General features: G+C 67.0%; 19 protein-coding genes. 6 read left to right on the forward strand and 13 right to left on the reverse strand.

All coding sequences use genetic code 11. From position 1 onward, the window contains the following. Positions 1 to 288 precede the first annotated feature (288 nt). Complete coding sequence (locus ACKAE7_RS16675) at positions 289 to 684, forward strand: VOC family protein (RefSeq protein WP_104184621.1); 396 nt, start codon at positions 289 to 291, stop codon at positions 682 to 684. Between the two features lie 90 nt (positions 685 to 774). Here the strand turns inward: ACKAE7_RS16675 and ACKAE7_RS16680 are convergent, their stop codons facing one another. The 5 genes from ACKAE7_RS16680 to ACKAE7_RS16700 all read right to left on the reverse strand — a co-directional run bounded on the left by ACKAE7_RS16680 (position 775) and on the right by ACKAE7_RS16700 (position 4,865). Beyond that, positions 775 to 1,080 (reverse strand): hypothetical protein, encoded by a 306-nt coding sequence (locus tag ACKAE7_RS16680; RefSeq protein ID WP_188813488.1) that lies wholly within the window; start codon positions 1,078 to 1,080, stop codon positions 775 to 777. 12 nt (positions 1,081 to 1,092) lie between these two features. Next, entirely contained in the window at positions 1,093 to 2,202 is a 1,110-nt protein-coding gene (locus ACKAE7_RS16685; protein WP_408979783.1) for a S1C family serine protease, read from the reverse strand. An 83-nt stretch (positions 2,203 to 2,285) separates the two neighbouring features. Then, a complete protein-coding gene (locus tag ACKAE7_RS16690) occupies positions 2,286 to 2,903 on the reverse strand; it encodes a TetR/AcrR family transcriptional regulator (RefSeq protein WP_408979784.1) in 618 nt (205 codons plus the stop codon). 68 nt (positions 2,904 to 2,971) lie between these two features. Continuing rightward, positions 2,972 to 4,339 (reverse strand): phenylacetate--CoA ligase PaaK, encoded by a 1,368-nt coding sequence (paaK, locus tag ACKAE7_RS16695; protein ID WP_188813483.1) that lies wholly within the window; start codon positions 4,337 to 4,339, stop codon positions 2,972 to 2,974. Positions 4,340 to 4,346: 7 nt separating this feature from the next. Then, positions 4,347 to 4,865: a hotdog fold thioesterase gene (locus tag ACKAE7_RS16700; protein WP_188726951.1), complete on the reverse strand. Its 519-nt coding sequence runs from the start codon at positions 4,863 to 4,865 to the stop codon at positions 4,347 to 4,349. Between the two features lie 310 nt (positions 4,866 to 5,175). Here ACKAE7_RS16700 and pta point away from each other — a divergent pair, with 310 nt between their 5' ends. Next, entirely contained in the window at positions 5,176 to 7,254 is a 2,079-nt protein-coding gene (pta, locus tag ACKAE7_RS16705; protein WP_188813481.1) for a phosphate acetyltransferase, read from the forward strand. A gap of 120 nt (positions 7,255 to 7,374) precedes the next feature. On the opposite strand, the gene ACKAE7_RS16710 is transcribed toward pta, so the two are convergent. Beyond that, positions 7,375 to 7,674 carry a hypothetical protein gene (locus ACKAE7_RS16710; protein ID WP_408979785.1) on the reverse strand — a complete coding sequence of 100 codons (300 nt, stop codon included), beginning with the start codon at positions 7,672 to 7,674 and terminating at the stop codon, positions 7,375 to 7,377. A gap of 136 nt (positions 7,675 to 7,810) precedes the next feature. Here ACKAE7_RS16710 and ACKAE7_RS16715 point away from each other — a divergent pair, with 136 nt between their 5' ends. Continuing rightward, on the forward strand, positions 7,811 to 8,977 hold the full coding sequence (locus ACKAE7_RS16715) for an acetate kinase (protein WP_190613253.1): 1,167 nt from the start codon (positions 7,811 to 7,813) through the stop codon (positions 8,975 to 8,977). A 100-nt stretch (positions 8,978 to 9,077) separates the two neighbouring features. Here ACKAE7_RS16715 and ACKAE7_RS16720 read toward each other — a convergent pair whose 3' ends face one another. The 5 genes from ACKAE7_RS16720 to ACKAE7_RS16740 all read right to left on the reverse strand — a co-directional run bounded on the left by ACKAE7_RS16720 (position 9,078) and on the right by ACKAE7_RS16740 (position 16,500). Next, positions 9,078 to 10,274: an NAD(P)/FAD-dependent oxidoreductase gene (locus ACKAE7_RS16720; RefSeq protein ID WP_408979786.1), complete on the reverse strand. Its 1,197-nt coding sequence runs from the start codon at positions 10,272 to 10,274 to the stop codon at positions 9,078 to 9,080. A 4-nt stretch (positions 10,275 to 10,278) separates the two neighbouring features. Beyond that, positions 10,279 to 10,485: a DUF2945 domain-containing protein gene (locus ACKAE7_RS16725; protein ID WP_104184611.1), complete on the reverse strand. Its 207-nt coding sequence runs from the start codon at positions 10,483 to 10,485 to the stop codon at positions 10,279 to 10,281. Positions 10,486 to 10,631: 146 nt separating this feature from the next. Further along, positions 10,632 to 13,244: an AMP-binding protein gene (locus tag ACKAE7_RS16730; RefSeq protein ID WP_408979787.1), complete on the reverse strand. Its 2,613-nt coding sequence runs from the start codon at positions 13,242 to 13,244 to the stop codon at positions 10,632 to 10,634. Positions 13,245 to 13,323: 79 nt separating this feature from the next. Then, complete coding sequence (locus ACKAE7_RS16735) at positions 13,324 to 15,735, reverse strand: M50 family metallopeptidase (protein ID WP_408979788.1); 2,412 nt, start codon at positions 15,733 to 15,735, stop codon at positions 13,324 to 13,326. A 6-nt stretch (positions 15,736 to 15,741) separates the two neighbouring features. Continuing rightward, on the reverse strand, positions 15,742 to 16,500 hold the full coding sequence (locus ACKAE7_RS16740; protein WP_408979792.1) for a peptidoglycan-binding protein: 759 nt from the start codon (positions 16,498 to 16,500) through the stop codon (positions 15,742 to 15,744). A 284-nt stretch (positions 16,501 to 16,784) separates the two neighbouring features. Here ACKAE7_RS16740 and ACKAE7_RS16745 point away from each other — a divergent pair, with 284 nt between their 5' ends. Beyond that, positions 16,785 to 17,237: an SRPBCC family protein gene (locus ACKAE7_RS16745; RefSeq protein ID WP_408979789.1), complete on the forward strand. Its 453-nt coding sequence runs from the start codon at positions 16,785 to 16,787 to the stop codon at positions 17,235 to 17,237. A 90-nt stretch (positions 17,238 to 17,327) separates the two neighbouring features. Here the strand turns inward: ACKAE7_RS16745 and ACKAE7_RS16750 are convergent, their stop codons facing one another. Continuing rightward, on the reverse strand, positions 17,328 to 19,559 hold the full coding sequence (locus ACKAE7_RS16750) for a S9 family peptidase (protein ID WP_408979790.1): 2,232 nt from the start codon (positions 19,557 to 19,559) through the stop codon (positions 17,328 to 17,330). Between the two features lie 246 nt (positions 19,560 to 19,805). On the opposite strand from ACKAE7_RS16750, the gene ACKAE7_RS16755 reads away from it, so the two are divergent. Beyond that, complete coding sequence (locus tag ACKAE7_RS16755) at positions 19,806 to 19,997, forward strand: hypothetical protein (protein ID WP_104184607.1); 192 nt, start codon at positions 19,806 to 19,808, stop codon at positions 19,995 to 19,997. Positions 19,998 to 20,240: 243 nt separating this feature from the next. Next, on the forward strand, positions 20,241 to 20,663 hold the full coding sequence (locus ACKAE7_RS16760; protein WP_104184606.1) for an Hsp20/alpha crystallin family protein: 423 nt from the start codon (positions 20,241 to 20,243) through the stop codon (positions 20,661 to 20,663). Positions 20,664 to 20,853: 190 nt separating this feature from the next. Here ACKAE7_RS16760 and ACKAE7_RS16765 read toward each other — a convergent pair. Beyond that, the coding region (locus ACKAE7_RS16765; RefSeq protein ID WP_408979791.1) for an NAD(P)H-hydrate dehydratase at positions 20,854 to 21,648 on the reverse strand (795 nt) is incomplete at its 5' end.

Below are 21,648 nucleotides of genomic sequence, written 5' to 3' on the forward strand. Positions count from 1 at the left end.
CATGCTCCGCGACGGCAGCCTCTACCAAGCCCAAACACCAACAGCAGCTTGACGAAAAACATAGGGACACTCTCACTTCCTGCATGATTTTCGCCAACGCTCTATCACTGTCCCCTGGTAAGTGATAGAGCGTTGTCGATTTATCCGCATCAACTGAGAGAGGGTGTGGGGATTTCCTGCGGTAAGTGAGAGAGCGTGCGGCTGGGCCGGGAGGGGAGGTGGGCGGATCTTTTTGGCGGGCGGAAGCGTAAAATTCTGCCCGTAGGAGGTGGCCACATGAACCTAAGAATGAACACAGCCACAACCGTCCTGCCAGTCGATGATGCAGCGCGCGCCCGAAGGTTCTACACCGAAAAGCTCGGACTCCCGCACCGCGGCATGACAGACGACGGAAGCGAATTGCTCGGCAGCGACGGCGGCCCCATGCTGCAGTTAATGCCGGTCTCGGACGGCAAGCACTCCGATCACACCGCCCTGAGCTTCGAGGTCACGGATATCGAAAGAACGGTCCGCGATATGGAAGCCAGGGGTGTCGCGTTCCAGGACTACGACCTGCCCAACCTGAAGACAGAGAACCACATCTGCACCACCGACTCGGAAAAGTGCGCGTGGTTCATGGACAGCGAGCACAACATCCTGTGTGTCCACGAAAAGCTCGGCGTCCAGGCCGAGTACGAACTCTAGCCACACACCGGTGAAACACGGAAGGGCGCCCCGGAACCCCGGGACGCCCCTTCGGCCGTGCTGCAGCCGGCCGTGCCGGCTGCCGTGAAATCAGGACTCGGCGCCGCCGTGCAGGCTGTCGTCGCTGCTGTCATCCTCACGGCCGGTGCCGTGCCCGCTTTCACTCTGGTCCGAGAGGTCCATGTTGCCCCGGGCCTCAGCCATGGTGGGGCCGCCGGAGGGAACGCTGTAGGTGTCCGGGCGGATGCCGTGGGACTGTTCCTCGATCAGTGCCTGCTCTTCGCTGAAGCGGATAACGTTGGCCTCATCGCCGGCGTCGCCGGGGACGTCCTCGCGGATCTTTGAGGGGTCCGGAATGATGTATCCGGCGTCTGCTTCGTCTTTGGGGTGGCTCATTTTCTTACCTTCCTATCGGGTGTTACTTGTGGGCCGCGCGATGAGGTCCGCCTTGAGGTCAAGGCTCTGGTCCTGCCGCTTGACCTTGAAGCCTACGGTATCGCCGGGGTTGCGGTTCCGGAGTTCCGCCAGGAGCTTCTCCGGAGCGGTGAGGTCCAAGCCCTCCAGGGACTCCAGGACGTCACCCGGGCGGATGCCGGCACGTGCGGCGGGGCCGTCGTCGTCCACTGCCAGAACCACGACGCCGGTGCTTGCGTCGATGCCCAGCTGGCCGGCGATCTGCGGGGTCAGTTCCCCCGGGGTGAGGCCCAGGTAGGCGTGTTCGGCAGTGCCGTCCGCCAGCAGTTCCTCGGCGACCTCCACGGCGGTGGCGGCGGGGATCGCGAATCCGAGGGCCACGGCGCCGGCTGACGGGGGAATGTAGGCCTCGCTGATGCCGATGATTTCGCCGCGCATGTTGATGACCGCCCCGCCGGAGTTGCCCGGGCTGATGGGGGCATCGGTCTGGATCAGGTCCACCAGGGAGAGGCTGTTGGAGGCGGAGCCGGGAATGGACCGGTGCAGCCCGGAGATGATCCCGGCGGTGGCTGTGTTCTCGAAGCCGAGCGGCGAGCCGAGCACCACGGCACCCTCGCCCACACGTGGGAGGTTGGTCTGGTAGACGGGTTTGGGCAGGCCGGTGCGGTTGGCCTGGACCAGGGCGAGGTCCGTTACGGGGTCGGTGGCCCTGACGGTTCCCTCCACCCGCTGGCCGTCGGCGAAGGCAACCTCAACGCGGGTGTTGCCCCGGACCACATGCTCGTTGGTGAGGATCAGGCCGTCCTCGGAGTAGACCACGCCGCTGCCCAGGCCGCCGTCCGTGAAGATGGTGACCACGGACGGAGCGAGGTTCTCCACCAGCTGGGGGATATCGCCCTCCGCAGCCGGCGCCGGGGCCGGTGCCGCTGTGCTGTTAGGCGTGGCCGTGGACGTCGACCCGGGGCTGGAGGTGCCGCTGGGTTCCGGGGGAGGCGTGGAGCCGGTGCAGGCGGTGAGGGACAGGGACGCCGTGAGCAGCGCAGCTCCCGCCGCTGTCCGGAAGCGGTCCGGACGCGGCAGATCCCGGCGGGTGACGGTATTCATGGACGGCCTCCTCCGGGTCCTGGCTGGTTTCTACCACCGTAGCCGGGGATCAGAGAAAATACCAAGCACCCTTAGTATCTGCCTTAGTGCTGGGTGGAGTGCAGCCCGTCGAACGCCATGGTGATCACGTCGTCGGCAAGCCGTTCGGGGGAGAGGGGCCCGCCCGGCTTGTACCATTCCACGATCGAGTTGATCATGCCGAACAGCAGCCTGGTGACGGTCCGCGGATCGATGTCCTGGCGCAGGGAGCCTTCGTCGCGGGCTGCGGAGATCAACCCAGCCACCTTGTGGTCGAAGGCGCGGCGGCGCTCCAGGGCGTCCCGCTCAATCTCCGTGTTCCCGCGCAGCCGCAGGAGCAGCGTGACGAACGGCAGCCGCTCCACCAGGACGGCCACGGTCTGCCGGAGCACGAACTCGAGGCGGGCATCGGCCGCGCCGGACGTTGCTGCAGGTTCTTGCAGGATGCCCTCGAGCCCGCCGAGCGCGTGCTCCAGGGCGAGCTTCAGGAGGTCGCCCTTTGACGGCACGTGGTGGTAGATGGCGGACTTGGAGATGCCCAGGTTGTCCGCGAGGATGCCCATGGACGTTGCGTCGTAGCCGTGCCGGTTGAAGACGTCGACGGCGATGCGCAGCACCGACTGCTGGTCGTATCCGGGGCGGCCGCGCTTGGCTGTGCTGGCTGTATCAGTGCTGCTGGGCATAGTGGCTAGTTTCTCATGAACGGTCGGTCGGGTGGCGCAGCCCGGAGCCTGCGCCACCGCTGGATGGCCTACGCCTTGGGGCGCATGTCGTAGATGCGTCGCAGCTTGCCGTTGGACCGCTCCAGGGAGCCGGGGTCCACAACGTCAACCGTGCAGGAAGAACCCACATGGATCTTGATCTGCTCCTTCAAGGTGCGCGCCGCCGTCGAAACCTGCTCGATGGTGACGGTCTCCCGGCGCTCGATCTTCACCGTCATCTGGTCCATCCGCTGGCCCTCGGGCCGGGTGAGCTCAAGCTGGAAGTGCGGGCTGAGCTCGGGGATGCGGAGGGCGATCTCCTCGATCTGGGACGGGAAGACGTTCACGCCGCGGAGGATGATCATGTCATCGCTGCGGCCGGTGATGCGTCCCATCCGGCGGTGTGCGGGGCGGGCCGTGCCGGGGAGCAGGCGCGTGAGGTCCTTGGTGCGGTACCGGATGATGGGCAGCGCTTCCTTGGTCAGGGACGTGAACACCAGTTCGCCGTGCTCGCCGTCGCGCAGCACGTTCTCCTTGCCCACCACCGGGTTGAAGGCGTCGATGATTTCCGGCCGGAAGTGGTCCTCCCAGATGTGGCTGCCGTCCTGGGTCTCCACGGCCTCGCCGGCCACACCGGGTCCCATGACCTCGGACAGGCCGTAGATGTCGCAAGCCTTGAGGTTCATGGTGACCTCAAGTTCGTGCCGCATTTCCTCGGTCCACGGCTCGGCGCCCAGCACCGCATATTTCAGCGAGGTGGAGGCGGGGTCGATGCCCATGTGCGCCATGGCGTCCGCGATGGTGAGCAGGTAGGTGGGGGTGGCCAGGATGGCGTCCGGCTTGAAGTCCTGGATCAGCTGGATCTGGCGTTCGGTCTGCCCGCCGGAGATGGGGATGACGGTGCAGCCGAGGGCTTCGGCGCCGGCGTGCGCGCCCAGGCCGCCGGTGAACAGGCCATAGCCATACGCGTTGTGGACCTTCATGCCCGGCCGGATGCCGGACGCGCGGAAGCTGCGTGCCACGAGCTTGGCCCAGTCCGCCAGGTCCTTCTTGGTGTACCCGACCACCGTGGGCCGGCCCGTGGTGCCCGAGCTGGCGTGCACGCGGGCTACTTCGTGCTGCGGGACGGCAAACATCCCGAACGGGTATTCCTCGCGGAGGTCGTCCTTGGTAGTGAAGGGGAAGTTGCCCAGGTCGCTGAGTTCCCGGAGGTCGTTCGGGTGGATGCCGGCGTCGTCGAACTTGCGCTTGTACAGGGGTACGCGCTCGTAGGCGTAGGCCACGGTGTGCTGCAGGCGGCTGAGTTGCAGGGCCTCGAGCTCGTCGCGGGACATGGTCTCCTCGCGGTCCAGGATGACGTTAGTGCCTGCGGCCGTTGCTGCGGCAGCGGCGGGGGTTTCGGGGGCATGCAGGGTCATGATTTTCCTACTTCTTGGGGATGGTGCGGCTGCGTCCGCGGAACTCGGCAATGAGCTCGCCGGGCTGGGCTGAACTGGGCTGGACTGAATTGGGCTGGACTGGGCCTGGCAGGGCCTGTGCGGGCTGGCCTGTTGGGGAGGGTGCAGCATCCGTGGCGAAAATCTGGATGTCGTACAGGCCGCTGCGTCCGGCGCTGGAGCGGCGGTCCGCCACTGCGGTCAGCACCTGGCCGCGGAACGCCGGCTTGAGGAAATTGATGTCGACGCCGGAGGCCACGGTGATGCTGTTTTCCTCGCCGGGTGCCTGGACGGCGGGGTTGCAGGCGAGGGCGAACGCGGTGTCCCCGAAGGCGAAGATCATTCCGCCGTGGGCCATGCCGAAGCCGTTGAGCATTTCCTGCCGGAGGGTCATCCGGATGGTTGCGTGGCCGTCGCTGATGGCGAGGACTTCGATGCCCATCCACTCGGAGGCATAGTCGTTCTCCAGGATCTGGTGTGTGGGCCCGGAAAGGGTGGTTTCAGCCATGCGTCATTGCCTCCAGCTTTATTTACCGAATGTTCATTAGGTAATCCCATGGAGGGGTCCGATGTCAAGGGCTGGGGCGTCTGCGGCCGCCGTTCCAGCCCGGTTTTCCGGCGTCAGACCCGCTTTTTGGCGGCTACCCCCGGGGCGGGGCGACCCAAAACCGGGCTGGTATGTACGTTGGCGGCCCGCACGTCCCCGCGAGGTGACACTTGACGGCACTCCCAGCGGCGGACATTGCTGTGAAGTGCCATCTCGCGGGGAGGGAGGTGCAAGGATGGAGTGACCGGCACCAGCACAGCAAAGGGCGACCATGGCCAAAGGCATCTACGTCAGCGCAACCACTCCCGGATCGGGCAAGTCACTTGTGGCCCTGGGTCTGGCGGACACCCTCCACCGGCATGCGGACAGGATCGGCTTTTTCAAGCCCGTGGTTCATGGCCCGGACGCCGCGGCCGATCCGATGGTCGCGCTGATGAAGTCCCGTTTCGCGCTGGAGGACGAGCGCTGCCGCGGCGGACTCACCCACGAGGAAGTCCGGTCCCTGCTGGCCGATGGAAACCGGGCTGAGATCGACGCCCGCTGCGTGGAAATCTTCGCCGAGATCTCGCGGCACTGCGATGTGGTGATCGTGGAGGGAACGGACCTGGTGGGCCAGGACTCCGCCGTCGAATTCGACCTCAACGCCCGCCTGGCCAACAACCTGGCCGCCCCCATCGTGGCGGTGGTGGGCGCCAAGGGGCGGACCGTCGCCGAGGCTGCTTCCGCCGTCGAGGTTGCCCGGAAGGAACTCGCCGCTGAAAGGTGCTCCCTGCTGGCCATCATGGTGAACCGGGCGGATCCGGAGGACCTGGACGCGATCGCCGCCGCCGTGAAGCCCGGCGCCTCAAAGCGGCCCGTGTACATCCTGCCCGAGCTGGAGGCGATCGCGCGTCCCACCACCGGCGAGGTTGCTGCGGCGCTGGGCGTCCGCCAGATCGCCGGGCGGCCGGACATGGAACGCGACGTCAAGGACATCAAGGTGGCCGCCATGAACGTGGGCAACTTCCTGAACGTGCTGGACGAGGGCGCCCTGGTGATCGTCCCCGGCGACCGGGCCGATGTGATGGTGGCGTGCCTGGCGGCGTCCTTCTCGCCGGAGTTCCCGGTGGCCTCCGCGCTCATCCTCACCGGCGGTCTCGCGCCCGACGCCAACATCTACCCGCTCCTGGCGCAGGCCCCGTTCCCCGTGTTTGCCGCCACGGAGGACACCTACACCACGGCCCGCCGGGTTTCCGAGGTCCGCAGCGAGATCTGGTCCGGACACCGCCGCAAGGTCGCTTCCGCCCTGGGCCTCTGGTCCCGCCGGGTGGACGAGACCGAACTGATGGAGCGCCTCCACCTGCCCCGGGCGGAGCGGATGACCCCGCTGCGCTTCCTGCACGACCTCATCGAACGTGCCCGGTCTCAGCGCCGGCACGTGGTGCTGCCGGAAGGGACCGACGTGCGGATCCTCCGGGCAGCCGAGATCCTGCACCGCCGTGACGTCTGCGACCTCACCGTGCTCGGCCCCGAATCGGAGGTTCGCGAACTGGCGGCCGCCCGCGGCATCGACCTGTCCGGCATCAACATCGTTGACCCGGCCACCTCGGACCTGCGCCAGAAGTTCGCCGAAAAGTACGCGGAACTGCGGGCGCACAAGGGCGTGGACCTGGCGAAGGCGCTGGAGATCATGCAGGACGTCAGCTACTTCGGCACCATGATGGTCCAGCTCGGCGTGGTGGACGGCATGGTGTCCGGGGCGGCCCACACCACCGCCCACACCATCCGGCCCGCCCTGGAGTTCGTGAAGACGCGCGAGGGCGTCAAGATCGTGTCCTCCGTGTTCCTGATGCTGATGCCGGACCGGGTGCTGGTGTACGGCGACTGCGCCGTGAACCCGGACCCGAACGTGGAGCAGCTGGCGGACATCGCACTGGCGTCGGCGGAAACCGCGGCGCAGTTCGGGGTGGAGCCGCGGGTGGCCATGCTCTCCTACTCCACCGGCGGTTCCGGCTCGGGTGAAGCGGTGGACGAGGTGCGGCAGGCCACCGAGCTGGTCCGCCAGCGCCGCCCGGACCTCGCCGTCGAGGGGCCCATCCAGTACGACGCCGCCGTGGACGCCTCCATCGCGGAGTCCAAGATGCCGGGCTCGTCCGTTGCCGGGCAGGCCACGGTGTTCATCTTCCCGGACCTGAACACCGGCAACAACACGTACAAGGCGGTGCAGCAGAGCTCCGGAGCCGTGGCCGTCGGGCCCGTCCTGCAGGGGCTGCGGAAGCCGGTCAACGACCTCTCCCGCGGCTGCACCGTGGAGGACATCGTGAACACCGTGGCAATCACGGCCATCCAGGCACAGGCCCCCGCTTCCTAGGGCCTGCGTCCTAGGACCAGCTTCCCCAGGCGACAGCCAAGCGAGCCAACACAAAGGGCGACGGCGGCACCCTCCGTGGGTGCCGCCGTCGCCCTTTGTATTCAGGTACTTAGGGCTGCGTCAGCTGTTGTCCGGCTTCGCCATGCTGGTCGGGTCCTCCTGCTTGGCAGGCTCATCGGACAGTCCCTGCGGGGTGAGGTCCAGGTCCTCGGTGTTCTCCGGGGCTTCGGGTGCCTCGCCGGTTTCCTCGGCTTTCACGGCGCCGGTGTCGTCCAGGGCAGGGTTGGCGCCTTCCACCACAGTGGGGTCCTTCTTCCCGGAACCGGTATCCGAATCCGCCTGCGGATCCAGGGGCGCGGTGCTGCTGGATCCCGTGTTGGTGGGGTCGTTCTCGTCGATCGAATTCGGCTCGTTCGTCATGGAAGTGTCCTCTCGGGCGTGGTCCAGCTCGTGTGCCGACTCTAGGCCCCAGCCTCGCCTGTCCGCAAGAAACCCGTGCCCCGGCCCGCCTATAGTGGGGTTTGAACCGCAGAAGCAAGGCTCAGGAGGCCCCAACATGCTCGTGCTCGTCATCAACTCCGGCTCGTCCTCGCTCAAGTACCAGGTGCGCGACGTCGCCGCCGGGAGCGTCCTGACCGAGGGGCTGATCGAGAAGATCGGCATGGGCAACGGCGGTGACGGCGACGGCGAAATCGAGGGCCCGCGGGACCACGCCGAGGCGCTGGAGCTGGTGGATGCCGCCATCCACCAGGAACTTGGCGGCCTGGAGCTGGCCGCGGTGGGGCACCGGGTGGTGCACGGCGGGGAGCGCTTCGCGGAGCCTGTACTGATCGATAACGAGATCACCCGCGCCATCGAGCGCCTGAACCCGTTGGCGCCGCTGCACAACCCCGCCAACGTCCTGGGGATCCGGGCCATCACCAAAAAGTGGCCGGACATGCCCCAGGTTGCCGTGTTCGACACCGCGTTCCACCGCACGCTGCCCGAGCACGCCTGGCGCTACGCCGTCCCGGACGAGCTGTACACCAACCACGGCATCCGCCGCTACGGCTTCCACGGCACGTCCCACGAGTACGTGACCCGGCGCGCCGCCGCGCTGCTGGACCTGCCCGTTGAAGAGTTCGACGGCGTCATCGCCCACCTGGGCAACGGCGCCTCCGTCACGGCCATCCGCGGCGGCAACTCCGTGGACACCTCCATGGGCTTCACGCCGCTCGAGGGCCTGGTGATGGGGACCCGCTCGGGCGACCTTGACCCGTCCATCCTGGTGTTCCTGGGCCGGGCAGGCTGGACCCCGGAGGACCTGGACACGATGCTCAACCGGGAATCCGGGCTGAAGGGCCTGGCCGGCAACAATGACATGCGCTCGGTGGTGGAGGCGTCCGAGTCCGGCGACTCCAGGGCTGCCACGGCGCTCGCCGTCACGTCCTACCGGCTGGCCAAGTACATCGGCGGCTACCACGTGGCCGTGGGCGGGGCGAAGGCCCTGGTGTTCACTGCCGGCATCGGCGAGAACTCCCACCAGTTCCGGGCGCTGGTGGCGGACCGGCTGGGTGCCCTAGGCGTAGAGCTCGACGCCGGCCTGAACGCCGAGCGGTCCAGGGAGCCGCGCGTCATTTCCACGGCCGGGTCCGCCATCCCCGTCCTGGTGGTTCCCACCGACGAGGAACGCGCCATCGCGGAGGCGACGGCCGCCGTCGTCTCCTCATCGGTTGCTCCGTAGGTGTCGTTTTCGGCGCCCAAAACGGCATTATCGGAGCACTCGATGGGGTTCCCGGGACGCTCTCTCACTTAAGGGCGGTTTTCCCGGGACGCTCTCTCACTTACGCCCGGCCCTTGAGGATCAGGTTCCAGTAGACCTGGGGGAAGATGTCCCGGTCCACCACCCAGGACAGCTTGCTCTCGTTCCACGTGGGGACCCGGGGAATGGTGGGCATGGGCCGGTACCGGTCGTCGAACTCGGCGAACACCACCGTGTCCCGCGACACCGTGAACGGGCACACCGAGTAGCCGTCGTACTTTGCGCGCAGCGGCTTCCCCTTCCGGGCGGCAACCAGGTTCTTGGCCAGCACCTTGGTCTGCTTCCGGAGGGCGCCGCCGGATTTTGAGTTGGTGGTCCCGGCCGCGTCCCCCAGGGACCACACGTTGGGGAACCGGATGTGCCTGAGCGTCTGGCGGTCCACTTCCACAAACCCCCCAGTGTCCCCGGCAGCAGGCAGGTCCGTGGCCTTCAACCAGTCCGGTGCCGACTGCGGCGGAACAGCGTTCAGAACGTCGTAGTGGATGGTGTCCTCGGCGCCGGTGGAGATGTCCCGGATGGTGGCGTTCCGGCCCGCCGCGTCCACGTAAACCAGTTCGCTGTTGGTCCGCAGTTCAATGCCGTACTCCGCAATCTTGCGGTCCAGTTCCCGGTCGATCTCGGGCACCCCGAAAACAGTGGGATAGGGCTGGACCATCACCACGCGGATCTGGTCCAGCACGCCTTGCTCACGCCAGTAGTCGCAGGCAAGGTACATGGGCTTTTGGCTGGCGCCGCCGCATTTGATGGGGCCGGCGGGCATGGTGAAGACGGCGGTTCCGGACGTGAGACCGCTCAGCAGGGTCCAGGCCTTGGGTGCCAGCTCGAACTCGTAATGCGACGCTCCATGCTGCGAATGCACGGCCACCGCCAGGCCCGGCACCTCGTCCCAGTCGTACTGCAGGCCGGGGCACACCACCAGTTGCCCGTAGGCCACGGACGAGCCCGAGGCCAGGCTGACGGTGTTGGTGTCCGTGTCCACGTCCACGGCACCGTCATGAATCCACGTCACGCCCTGGGGCATCACCGACTCCTGGGAGCGGATGGCCTCCTGCGCCTGAGCCCGGCCGCCGGCAATATGGGAGAACAGCGGCTGGTAGAGGTGGTGGTCCCTGGGCTCGATGACGGCCACGTCCTTGACCCCGTAGCGTTCCAGGCGGGCTGCCAGGGATACGCCGGCGTTGCCCCCTCCGATGATCACCACTTCATGCTGGGCGGCCACGGCGCTACTTCTTTTCGGTCAGGGCGGAAGCCTTGTGCGCGGCCCGGGCGCCGGTCTTGGCGGATTCCACCACGTACTGCGGTTCGTCCTCGCTGGCCCGGTGCGTGTGTCCGTCCAGCTCAAAGTCGCTGGTCTTCTTCTCAACGATCTTTCCGTGGGTCATGCCCTGCGACGTGTTCCATTCGACGGACGTTCCCTTGCGTAGCGGCATGACTGCTCCTTTGGTGGGGTCCGGGCCGTGGCGGTCTCCGGCCGGAATACGGGTGCTCCATAATAGTAAGCACGGTTAGCTTCTCCGGGTACTGCCGCGGCCTGAAGGTGGGGTGACGACGGCGGGAGGCGGCCGCCGTCGTCACCTCACCTGCGCGCCAAATAGTGGGTTGCTGCCCCGGCTGCCCTGTTGCACAGGGCCCAGTAGGCCACTCCCGCGGCCAGTGAGCCGGCCACCGCCAGGGGCACGCTGATACCGGTCAGCAGGGGGTAGACCAGCCAGTGGACCAGGTAGATGTGCATGGAGGCGCTGGCGAGCAGGACTATCAGCCGGCCCATGGCGCGCGGCACCGGGAGGGCGGGCATCCAGGTGAGCATGAGGATTCCGGCCATCACGGTGAGGTCCCGGTAGGGGTTCTCGAAGAATCCCGGGACGGTGAGGAGCATCAGGGCGGTGACGGTGCAGCGCTGGGCGAGGGTGCGGGAGCGGGCCACCACCCACCCCAGGGCGAACAGCCAGAAGGCAGGGACGGTATGGGGCACGCCGGGCTCTACCAGCTCAAAGCGGGTGAGCAGTCCACCGCCGAACAGGACCAGCGGGAAGACGAACGGGAACCGCCGCTCGGCCCGGTGCAGCCAGGGGAGGGCGAGCAGGGCCGTCATCGCCAGCAGGATATAGACCATCACCTCGATGAACCAGAAGTGCCACTGCGTGGTCACCTGCTCAGGGCCGAGCACGGCGTTCAGGAGCACGATGTTCACCAGGCCGTACCGGTCCGTGACCAGGTAGGCGAAGCCAATGAACACCATGCTGGGCACCGCGATCCGGGCCACGCTGGTGAGCTGGCGCCGCAGGCGGGGCAGCCTCCCGCCGGAGAGCTGGAAGCGGGCGAAGTTGAATCCCGCCGCCGCGAACAATACGTGCGCCATGCCCTGCCAGCTGAAGAGGCCGATGTGGGTGCTGGCAATCAGGAAGATCCCCACGGCGCGGAGGACGAGGCTGGTGTCCATCGGGGCCAGCACGCGCGCGGTCCACGGGCGGGCCGGTTTTTCACCCTGGCGCCCGCCCTGATGTTCGCCCGGATACCGATCCGGGTGCCCGTTCCTGTTCCTGTCCGGCCGCGGTATAAGGTGCCGGACCGGCGTCACGTGCCAGTCCGGCGGCAGGTGCCCCAACACCTGCTCGAGCCGGACTGAAGCGGCCACGAAGGAGAGGGAGTCGCCGCCGAGCGAAACAAACGTGTCGTCGTCGGAAATGTCCGTCAGTTCCAGCGTGTCCTCGAAAATCCGCCTGACCGTGTCCTGCTGGGTGGCGGTGTCCTGCTGGGTTGCGGCGCCGGAAGCGTCCGCCGTGGACTCAGCGGCGCTGGCCGGACGGGAGGGCGGTGCCGCCGGCAGGGCAGCCACGGCTGGATAGTCCACTTTTCCCGTGCCCAGGCGCGGGAGCTCCTCCACGGCATGGAGGTCGACGGCGGCCCGCGGCAGTCCCAGCCCCTGGGCCAGGACCTTGGTGAGCAGGTGGGTGTCGTGGTCCCCTTCGACGGCGACGACGAGCCGCTGGTCCGTCCCGGCGCTGGCCGCTACCACGCCGAGGTCGGCGAGGAGGCGTTCCACCTGGCCCAGGTCCACCCGCAGCCCAACGATCTTGACGAACCGGCTGCGGCGCCCGCGCACCTCGTAGAGTCCGGCACTGTTCTTCCGGGCGAGGTCACCCGTGCGCAGTTCTGTGACCGTGCGGCCCAGCGCCAGGTCGCCCGGGCTCTCTGCATAGCCCAGCATCACGTTCGGGCCGCTGTACACCAGTTCGCCGTCGGCAAGCCCCGGGACGGGCTCGATCCGGAAGGCTCCGCCGGGAACGGGAACACCGATCGCGCCGGGATGGTCGGTTGCCAGGTCCGGCGGCAGGTAGGCCATGCGGGCGGTGGCCTCCGTCTGGCCATACATGACGAACAGGTCCCAGCCCCTCTCCCTGCCCAGTTCGGCGTAGTGCCGTACCGAGTCCGGGGCAAGCCGGCCGCCGGCCTGGGTGACATAGCGCAGGGCGGGCAGGTCCATGTCCGCAAAGCCCACGCGCTCCAGCAGTTCGAAGGTGTAGGGAACGGCGGCGAAGGCGGTGGCGCCCTCCCGCCGGAACAGTTCCCAGAAGCACGGATCAACCACGGACAGCCCGGTGAGGACCAGCCCTGCGCCACGCAGCAGGTGGCTGTTGATCACTGAGAGCCCATAGCAGTAGGACATGGGCAGCGTGGTGGCGGCGCGGTCGTCCCGGGTGATCTGCAGGTAGGTGGCGATGGATTCGGCGTTGGCCTGGAGGTTGGCGTGGGAAAGCCGCACCAATTTGGGGGAGCCCGTGGACCCGGAGGTGCTGAGGAGCAGGGCAAGGTCCGGATGCAGGGTATGCCGGGTCCCCGGACGGCGTTCGTCCAGGACGCACTGCCCGTCGGCCGAGCGCACCACCACATCGGGATCGTAGGCGGCCACCAGGGACTCAAGGGCCGCGGGCTTGTCCTCCGGGAGGAGGATCAGCGGGTGGCCGGAGGCGAGGGCTGCCAGGTAAGCAACGACGGATTCGACGCCGTTGGAGGCGGCGAGCGCGATCAGGCGGCGCTCGGTGCCGAGCCTTCGGGCGAAGCTGTCCACCCGGTCGGCGAGTTCGCCGTAGGTGAGGGTCAGTCCGTCGGTGATGATGGCAGGCCTGTTTCCGTAGCTCGAAAGATCGGCAGCGAAAGGTACCCGCGCGAAGTCAAGCTGCGTGGTCATCCGACGATGGTATTAGCTAAGCCTCACCTAAGTAAAAAGCACTGTTATAGACCATTGAGTGGAGAAATAATCGGCTGGCCTAGCCCGGATCTGTTGTGGGGAGCGGTTCCGTAGCAGGGGCAGTGGGACCTGTGCCCGCCGGCGGCTGTGCGGTTTGAACCGGAGTGGACGACGGCGCCGGGCTTGCTCCGCCGGCCGGGGCCGGTGGCGCGGTTGCTGCTTCGGTTCCTGCCGGAGCAGGAGCAGATGCTTCAGCGGCCGGAACAGTTGGCTCCGGCTCGGCCTGCGTGGTGGAGGCGGCAGTCGGGCTGGGCGAAGCCGTCTGGCCGGGGTGCGGCCCCGCCGAAGCGTTGGGATCGGCCTTGATGATGGCGGTGATCTGGTCCTTGTAGGAAGCAAGAGCGGCTTGGATCTCTGAGAGGGGCACGTTCTGGACGTTCCTGCCGTAAGCGGCGATCTCTTCCCACAGTGCTGTCAGTTGGGCCATGCTGTCCTCAGCCAGTGGGCCGTCCAAGGTTAGTACCAGCTGGCTGGCCAGTGCATAGGTAAGGCAGTCCAGGCAGTTGTAGTTGGCGGCAGCTGACAGGTTCTCCGGAATAATGACGTCCGTTTGTCCCACAACAAGGACCACCTGGAAACCGACCGCCACCGCAGCGCATCCTGTGCAGCTGGCAAAGGCATAGGCCTCGTTCCGCGTGTCCACCGGCTCGCCGTCCTCAGCCCATACCAGTGCGAAGGCCACACTGTAGCTGACCGAACCGTCGCTGGTGTTGACGGCGAGGGCCCGGTTGCCGTCCGGGCTAGGCGCCGCCGGCCGGTCGAACGGGAACACCCAGGAGGGAGAACTGCCAGGGGCCGTGGTGGACCTGGATGAAGCAGGTTCGGTGCCGGGAGCGCCCGCAACGGGAACCAGCACCATACTCAGCTGGGGACTATCCCGCGTGGGGGTAGGTGTGCCGGTTGGCCAAAGAGCCACGGTGCGTCCGCTGCGCCCTTCCCTCAAGGCGGTGTCGCCGACCGGAAGAATTGAGGTGGTGGCATCTGCAAGGGTGCCACGTTCGTAGGGCTGGACGGGGCGGTAGGTTCCGCCGTCGGGCCACCATGCCCAGGCGAGGCCGGCAAGGAGGGCGCCCACCACTGTCAATGCGGCGGTTCGTTGGACGGCCCTGCCGCGGGTCTTGTGCCAGAGCCCTGTGACCAGTTGGCGCACCAGGCGCAGCAGGATGTACAGCATGCCCAGCATGGGCAGTGCCACGGCAACAATGGCGAGGAAGCGTACCGCGGCCCCGGCCGGGTCTCCGGCCGAAAGGCTTTCTGCCAGCAGGTCTTGCTGCCGGGCGGCGCTGCTCCATGCGGTGGCCAGCAGCCGTGGCAGCGAAATCACCATCATGGCCAGGCTGAACAGCAGCAGGGGCACGGTGACCAGGACCCAAAGCGTCACAACGGCGCGCGCCCATGGTTTGAGGACCCTATTTTCAGGCCGCCCCCAGCGCCATGGAAGCAGGCCCAGCAGGACAGGTTTGATGCGCTGGAAGAGGTCGGGCACCCCGGTGGCGTCCGCCAGGATGTGGTAGCCGTCGAACCTGACCAGGGGCAGCAGCTGGCGGACCATTTGGAGGATCTGGGTCACCACAACCAGCAGCAGTGCGTCGAAGCCCGTTACCCACCAGAGTCCCATGATTGCCACGGCAACGATGGCGTTGAAATAGAGGCCGCCGAGGTCCGTCCGGAGCCGCCCGCCGCGGCCCAGCCGGTAGGAGTCGGTGACATCTGTGAAGAATGCCGGCCAGACCAGGTAGAGGCCCGCGCCCATCGAGCCGGGGACGGCACCTCCCTTCCGTGCTGCGGCGGCGTGCCCGAACTCATGGAAGCCTGCAGACAGGATGGTGATGGCGAAGATCAGCAGGAGCAGGAGGGGATTCTCAAACGCTTCGTGGGTGGCCGACCCCAGTCCCTTCACCATCAACACCCACCAGCACGCTGCCAGGAAGGCTGCGGTTACGGCCACCACGATCAGGGGGTTGAAAAGTGCAGCGAATGGAGCCGTGATTTTGCCTGTCCGCACCGGATCGGTCACGGTGTAACGGAAACGCATCCCCAGCAGGGGATCGGCCTTCTTCACTTCCGGCTGGGATCCGTCGGCCAGCCGGAGCAGGCCCAGCGGCAGGAGCTGGGAATCAATCAGGGTGCGCACGTTGTCAGCGCTGATGAGCCTGCCGGAGCCGGCACTGGCATGCTCTGCAATCTCGGGAACGCTGCGCGTTCCGTCTATTGCTTCCAGCACAAAATAGAGCAGCGGCGTCAGCTGGAGGGTTTGTCCGTCGGCGCGGCGGACCAGGGAGGGCGGCTCCCGGTAGCCTGATCCTTCGGACTCGCCGATCAGTTGGACGCCGTCGGCGAGCCGGGGGACCTGCGGGTGGTGCTCAGCCTCCAGGGCAGGGGACGACGGCGGGCCCGCCTGGGGGCGCGGCCCGCCGCTGGTTTGGGTCATCTGTGCTTACTGTTCGAGGTTGGACTGCTGGTCAGCGGAGGCGTTGGCCTGGCCCTCGATGTGCTGGCTGATGATGGCATCCTGCTCGGCCACGGCGTAGGCCTGGCTGTCGATGGAACCGATGTTCGCGGCCACGGCCGCGTCGATCGGGGCCGCGACGTTCGCATTGGCGGCCACGGCGCCGTTGATCGGCGCCGCGATGTCCGCGTCCGCAGCAAGGTCCACGTTGACGTTGAGCAGGTCGCCGTCCAGTGCCGCTGCGGGATCCACGGGCACCGCGCCGACATCGGGCAGGGTGCCGTCGGGCAGTGTTCCGTCCGGAAGGGTGCCATCGGGGAGGAGGGCGCCGCCGTCGGCCGTTCCTGTGGTGGTTCCCGCAACCGGGCTTCCGCCGTCCACCGTGCCCGCGCCGCTGCTCTCCGGTGTTCCGCCGTCCACCGTGTCATTGCCCTGGTCGATGGTGCTGTCCTGGGTGGACTCCGCATTCGCGTCGGCCACGATGCCCTGCTCAATCATGACGCCCTGATCGGCGAGTGCCTGGGCGTCCGAGCCGTAGGAAAGAATGTTGGCGGAGGCTGCGGCGTCAATCGGTGCTGCGACGTTGGCGTTCGCTGCCACAGCAAGGTCGATGGGCGCTGCCGCGTCGATACCCAGGTCCAGGTCGGCATTCAGGTCCAGGACAGAGGCAACTTCCTTGTCCGGCAGGGCCGTTGCCTGCTCTGACATCAGTTCGTCGTCGGTCAGGGGACGCATTTCCTGTTCCATGCTCACGCAAAACCTCCACATGCGGCGCTGGTTGTCCTGCCCCCAGCGGGCAGCCAGCCAGACAATAGTAAGCCTGATTAGCATTTATGGGTACTGAGGGCGTCATGAGCGTTACCGCTGGTCAGGCCTGTGGGACCGCACGCGCGCGGCTTAATTCCCAGGCGGTGCCGGCCCTTCCGGCAGGGCATTGACACCGGCCTGCCGAAGGTCCACTCTGGCGCTGTGCCTGCCTATCGTGCCGGCAGAGCCGAGCCGGCATCAGGTGCCCTGTGAAGGAGGCTCCAATGCCTGTTGTGGAAGAAAGTGTTGTTATTGCCCGGCCGCCGCAGGAGGTCTTTGACTTCGTGTCGAAGTTCCAGAACGTCGCGGTCTTCGATTCCTCCGTCACCTCCTCGGAACAGGTGGGGGACGGCCCCCTCGGCGTCGGTACCCGCGGACGCGGCACCAGCAAAGTAATGGGCAGGCAGTTCGACTGGACCGTCGAGGTTACCGAGTTCGATCCGCCCCGGCGCATTGTGTCCCGCTCCGTCGAGGGCAAGCTCGACTTCACCATCACCTTTACCCTTGAACCGGCCGACGGCGGCACCCGCCTCACCCAGCGGATCGACGCCGCGAGTGGCCTGGGCGGCGTATTCGGCAAGCTGGCCGACCCGCTCGTTGAACGGGCCCAGGGCCGCACCGTCCGCGCCAACCTCGAAACCCTGGCGGAGTGGCTGGTGGAGCATCCACAGACCTGAGCTGCCAGATTTCCCCATCGATTGCTCCGAAAACGCCGTTCTCAGGGGTCTAAACGGCAGTATCGGAGCAATCGATGGCGTACGCCCGGCCTACTTCAGGCCGGCACCCGGCAGCAGCTCCGTGGCCCCAAGGGAATCGGCGATGAACGCGTAGTCCCAGGCGCGCTCGCGCCACTGCACGTAACGGCCGGAGGCGCCCCCGTGTCCGCCGTCCATTTCGATCTTCATGACGATCGGCTCGGTTCCGGTGGTCTTGTTCCGCAGCTCCTGCACCCACTTGGCCGGCTCAACGTAGAGGACCCGGGTGTCGTTGAAGGACGTGACGGCGGCAATCTTCGGGTAGGCGGCCGGGCGCACGTTCTCGTAGGGGGAGTAGGACTTCATGTACTCGTAGACACCGGGATCCGTGATGGGGTTGCCCCATTCCTCCCACTCCAGGGCGGACAGCGGCAGCTCCGGGTCCAGGATGCTGGTCAGCGGGTCCACGAACGGCACCTGGGCCACGATGGCGGCGTACTTCTCCGGTGCCATGTTCGCCACGGCACCCATCAGCAGGCCGCCGGCCGAACCGCCCAGCGCGGCAATCCGTGCCGGGTCCACCCAGCCCGAGGCTGCCAGCCAGTCGGTGGCGTCCACGAAGTCGGTGAACGTGTTCTTCTTGGTGAGCTTCTTGCCGTTCTCGTACCAGTGCCGCCCAAGCTCGCCGCCGCCGCGGATGTGGGCGATCACGAACACCACGCCGCGGTCCAGCAACGAGAGCCGTGCAATGCCGAAGCCCGGGTCCATGCTCATCTCGTACGAGCCGTAGCCGTACACCAGGCCCGCCGCCGTCGAATCCTGCTTGACTGCCTTGTGCCGCAGCACTGACAGCGGGATCCGGGTGCCGTCGGATGCGGTGGCCCATTCGCGGGTGGCCACGTAGTCATTGCCGTCGTAGCCGCCAAGGACCGGGCTTTCCTTCCGCAGGAGCAGTTCCCCTGCCGGCACCTCGGGGGTGGGCAGCACAAAGTCATAGATGCGCGACGGCGTGAAGTAGGACGTGTAGCCCAGCCGGATCACGGGTGCCTCGTAGTCCGAGCCGCCCACGCCCGCGGTGTACAGCTCTTCGTCGAAGGCGGGTTCAACCGGTGCTTCCTGCGCCGGAGTACCCAGCCCATGCAGCCCAATGACTTGTACCCGTTCGATGGTGTCCTTGCGGATGGACACGATGAGGTGCGTGGAGGTGACGCCGGCCCCGTTGACGCGGACGTCGTCGGAATGCCCGACGACGGTGACCCAGTCCTGCTCGGACAGCGGCCTGGCGAGCTCGGCCGGGTCCGCCAGGGACACCATGGAATTGATGGCGCCGCGGTTGTGCGTGAGCAAAATGCGTTCGCTGGCGGTGCCGTCCGGGCCGGTGAGGAGGAACGGCTCTGCCTCGTAGAGCACCCGGTCGTTGCGGGAGATGACGGTGGTCAGTTCCTGGGCGGGGTCGTCAAAACGGAGCAGGCGCGTCTCGCTGTATTCCGAGCATCCGATGCCCAGCACCAGGTACCGGCGGTCGGAAGAAAGCTCGAAGCCCAGCCACATGGCGGCGTCGTCCTCCTGGTAGATGACGACGTCCTCGGCCACGGGCGTTCCCAGGGTGTGCGCCTTCACCTGGTAGGGGCGCCAGGAGTCGTCCACCACGGTGTAGAAAATCCGGGTGCCGTCCGGTGAAAAAGCGACGCCGTAAAAGATGTTCTCGATGACGTCAGGCAGCAGTTCTCCGGTGCGGAGGTCCTTGATGCGGAGGGTGAAACGCTCATCTCCCGAGTTATCCACCGCGTAGGCGTAGAGGTTGCCGTCTACCGTTACCGCCGATCCGCCTACCGAGAAGAACGGCTTGCCCTCGGCCTCGATGTTGCCGTCCAGGAGGACTTCCTCGCCGGGGATCCCGACGCCCGGCTGCACCGCGGGAGGGGTCCAGTCGGCGATCTTGTCCCCGGTGTCCGCGGCCCTGACCCGGCACTGGATGCCGTACTCCTTGCCCTCGGCCGAGCGGCTGAAGTACCACCAGCCGTCCTTGCGGTGCGGTACGGAGAGGTCGGTTTCCTGCGTGCGGCCCTTGATCTCCTGGAAGATGGCCTCCCGCAGCGGCTCCTGGTGGGCGGTGACTGCTTCCTGGTAGGCATTCTCGGCCTTCAGGTGCGCCACCACCTCGGCGGATTCCTTGTCCCGCAGCCACTCGTAATTGTCCACGAAGGTGTCCCCGTGGTGGAGGCGTTCGGACGGGATTTTCTTGGCCGCCGGCGGGGTGGGAACGGCGGTGGCGGCGGAGTCCTGCAGCGGGGTCTGGGTCATGCCTTCAATATATAGAGCCGCCCCGACAATTTTGCCGCCGTTCGCTACCGGGGGATTACACCGCCAAACCCCTCTCCTCCCACCCCGGACGCTCTCTCACTTGATGCCGGTTTCCCCCGGACGCTCTCTCACTTGACGCGGGTTTTCCGCGGACGCTCTCTCACCCGAGGACGCTGGTCGGCTTGAGGTGGCAGGCGTATCCTGTTCACGCCAAGGCACATCCGCCCAGCGTGAGAGGGGAAGTTCATGACCATCCCGCCAGTGCACGAGCCCGAGCCGTTCCCGCCGGAACCGGGCCCCACCCAGCCGGATCCGGCCCACCCCGGGCATCCCGGCCCGCCGGCCCCCAATCCGTTCCCTGCACCTGAACCGCCAGGGCCGCTGCCCGTGCCGGACCCCGGTCCCGCACCCCTGCGGCCGGATCCCACCCGGGACTAAGCCGGCGCCGGCGAACATCGCCACATCCCAACCCAGGAGCAGCCAGAAAAGGGGCCTTCCGCACCACGTGGAAGGCCCCTTTTCCCGCCTTCCGACGCGCCTTCCTGCACCCAGAAAAAGTCCAAAAAATCTCCCGCAAGACGCTTGCGGACCTGCCTCTCCAGTGATAAAAAATCTGTATCAGCCAATACAGATCGGCTGAAAGCAAAAAGTGTTGGACCGTCTCTTACGAGGAGGGAAGCCATGTTGATGCGAACCGATCCGTTCCGCGAGCTGGACAGGCTGGCCCAGCAGGTCCTCGGCACCGCAGCGCGTCCGGCAGCCATGCCGATGGACGCATGGCGTGAGGACCAGGAATTTGTAGTCGCCTTTGATCTGCCCGGCGTCGATGTGGATTCAGTGGACCTGGATGTGGAACGGAACGTCCTCACGGTCAAGGCCGAGCGGCCTGATCCTGCGGGCAAGGACACCGAGTTGATCGCCTCCGAGCGGCCGCGCGGCGTGTTTAGCCGCCAGCTGATCCTCGGGGACACCCTGGATGCTGAAAATGTGAAGGCTACGTACGACGCCGGTGTCCTGACACTGCGGATTCCTGTCGCCGAAAAGGCCAAGCCGCGGAAGATCGAAATTGAGACGAAGGGGGCAAAGCAGGAAATCGCCGCCTAGTTTCAACACAGGATCGGGACGTCAGGCACTGATTGTTTACTGCCTCTTCAGGGCGGATGGCCATTCTGAGCACGCCACAGCGCTTCCCGCGCATCGGCAGGTTGCGCCTGAACTTCCCGATACGGTGGCCCCCGGTTTCGGCCGGGGGTCGTCCCATGCCCGGAGTCCTAGGCACGGTCGAGGCCACGAATCAGGTGTTGAGCTCCAGCATCAGGGCGGGCAGCTCGTCGGCCAGTTCACGGGCCAGGAATCCCAAGGGTCCAAGCCTGCTGGCCAGCCGGTCCGCGGCAGCGGCATGGAGGTGTGTTCCCCAACAGGCGGCCTGCGGGCCCGTGGTTCCCCGGGCACGGAGGCCGGCGATGGCCCCCGCCAGAACGTCGCCGCTTCCGGAGGTGCCCAGCCCGCCGTAACCGGTAGTGATCTTCCACAGCTCCGATTCCTCGGGGGCGTCCGGGCCGGACGGGCGGCCAATGAGCCCCTGGCAGCTCACCACGGCCTGGTACCTGTCGGCTATTTCCGCGACATCCGCCGGCAGGTCCTTCAGATCCCGGCCCAGCAGGATCTCCGCCTCCTTGGGGTTGGGCGTGAGGATCAGGCGGCCCTTCCACGGGTCACACCGGTCCGCCACGTTCACCAAGGCACCCAAAGCGAAGGCATCGAGAACGACGGCGGGACCTCCGCCGTCGTTCTTCTCCCCAGCGGCAGCCTCCCGCTCCAGGAGGGCCCGGAGCAGGTCCTCGGTGAGGTCCGGATCGTCCAGGCCCGGGCCGACCAGGATGGCGTCAGCGCTGTCCAGGTACGAGGAAATGAGGTCCAGTCCCTCACCGGTAACGGACCCGCTGGAGCTTTCGGGCAGCCCCATGGCCCCGCACTCAGGCAGTGCCACGCCCACGTGGACGGCCACGGATTCCGCCACGGCCAGGGTGAGCCTCCCGGCACCTGAGCGCAGTGCGGCCGCACCGGCGAGCAGCGCCGCCCCCGGCGT

Origin of the sequence: Pseudarthrobacter sp. NKDBFgelt (assembly GCF_046097905.1) — a bacterium.
Lineage (GTDB): Bacteria > Actinomycetota > Actinomycetes > Actinomycetales > Micrococcaceae > Arthrobacter > Arthrobacter polychromogenes.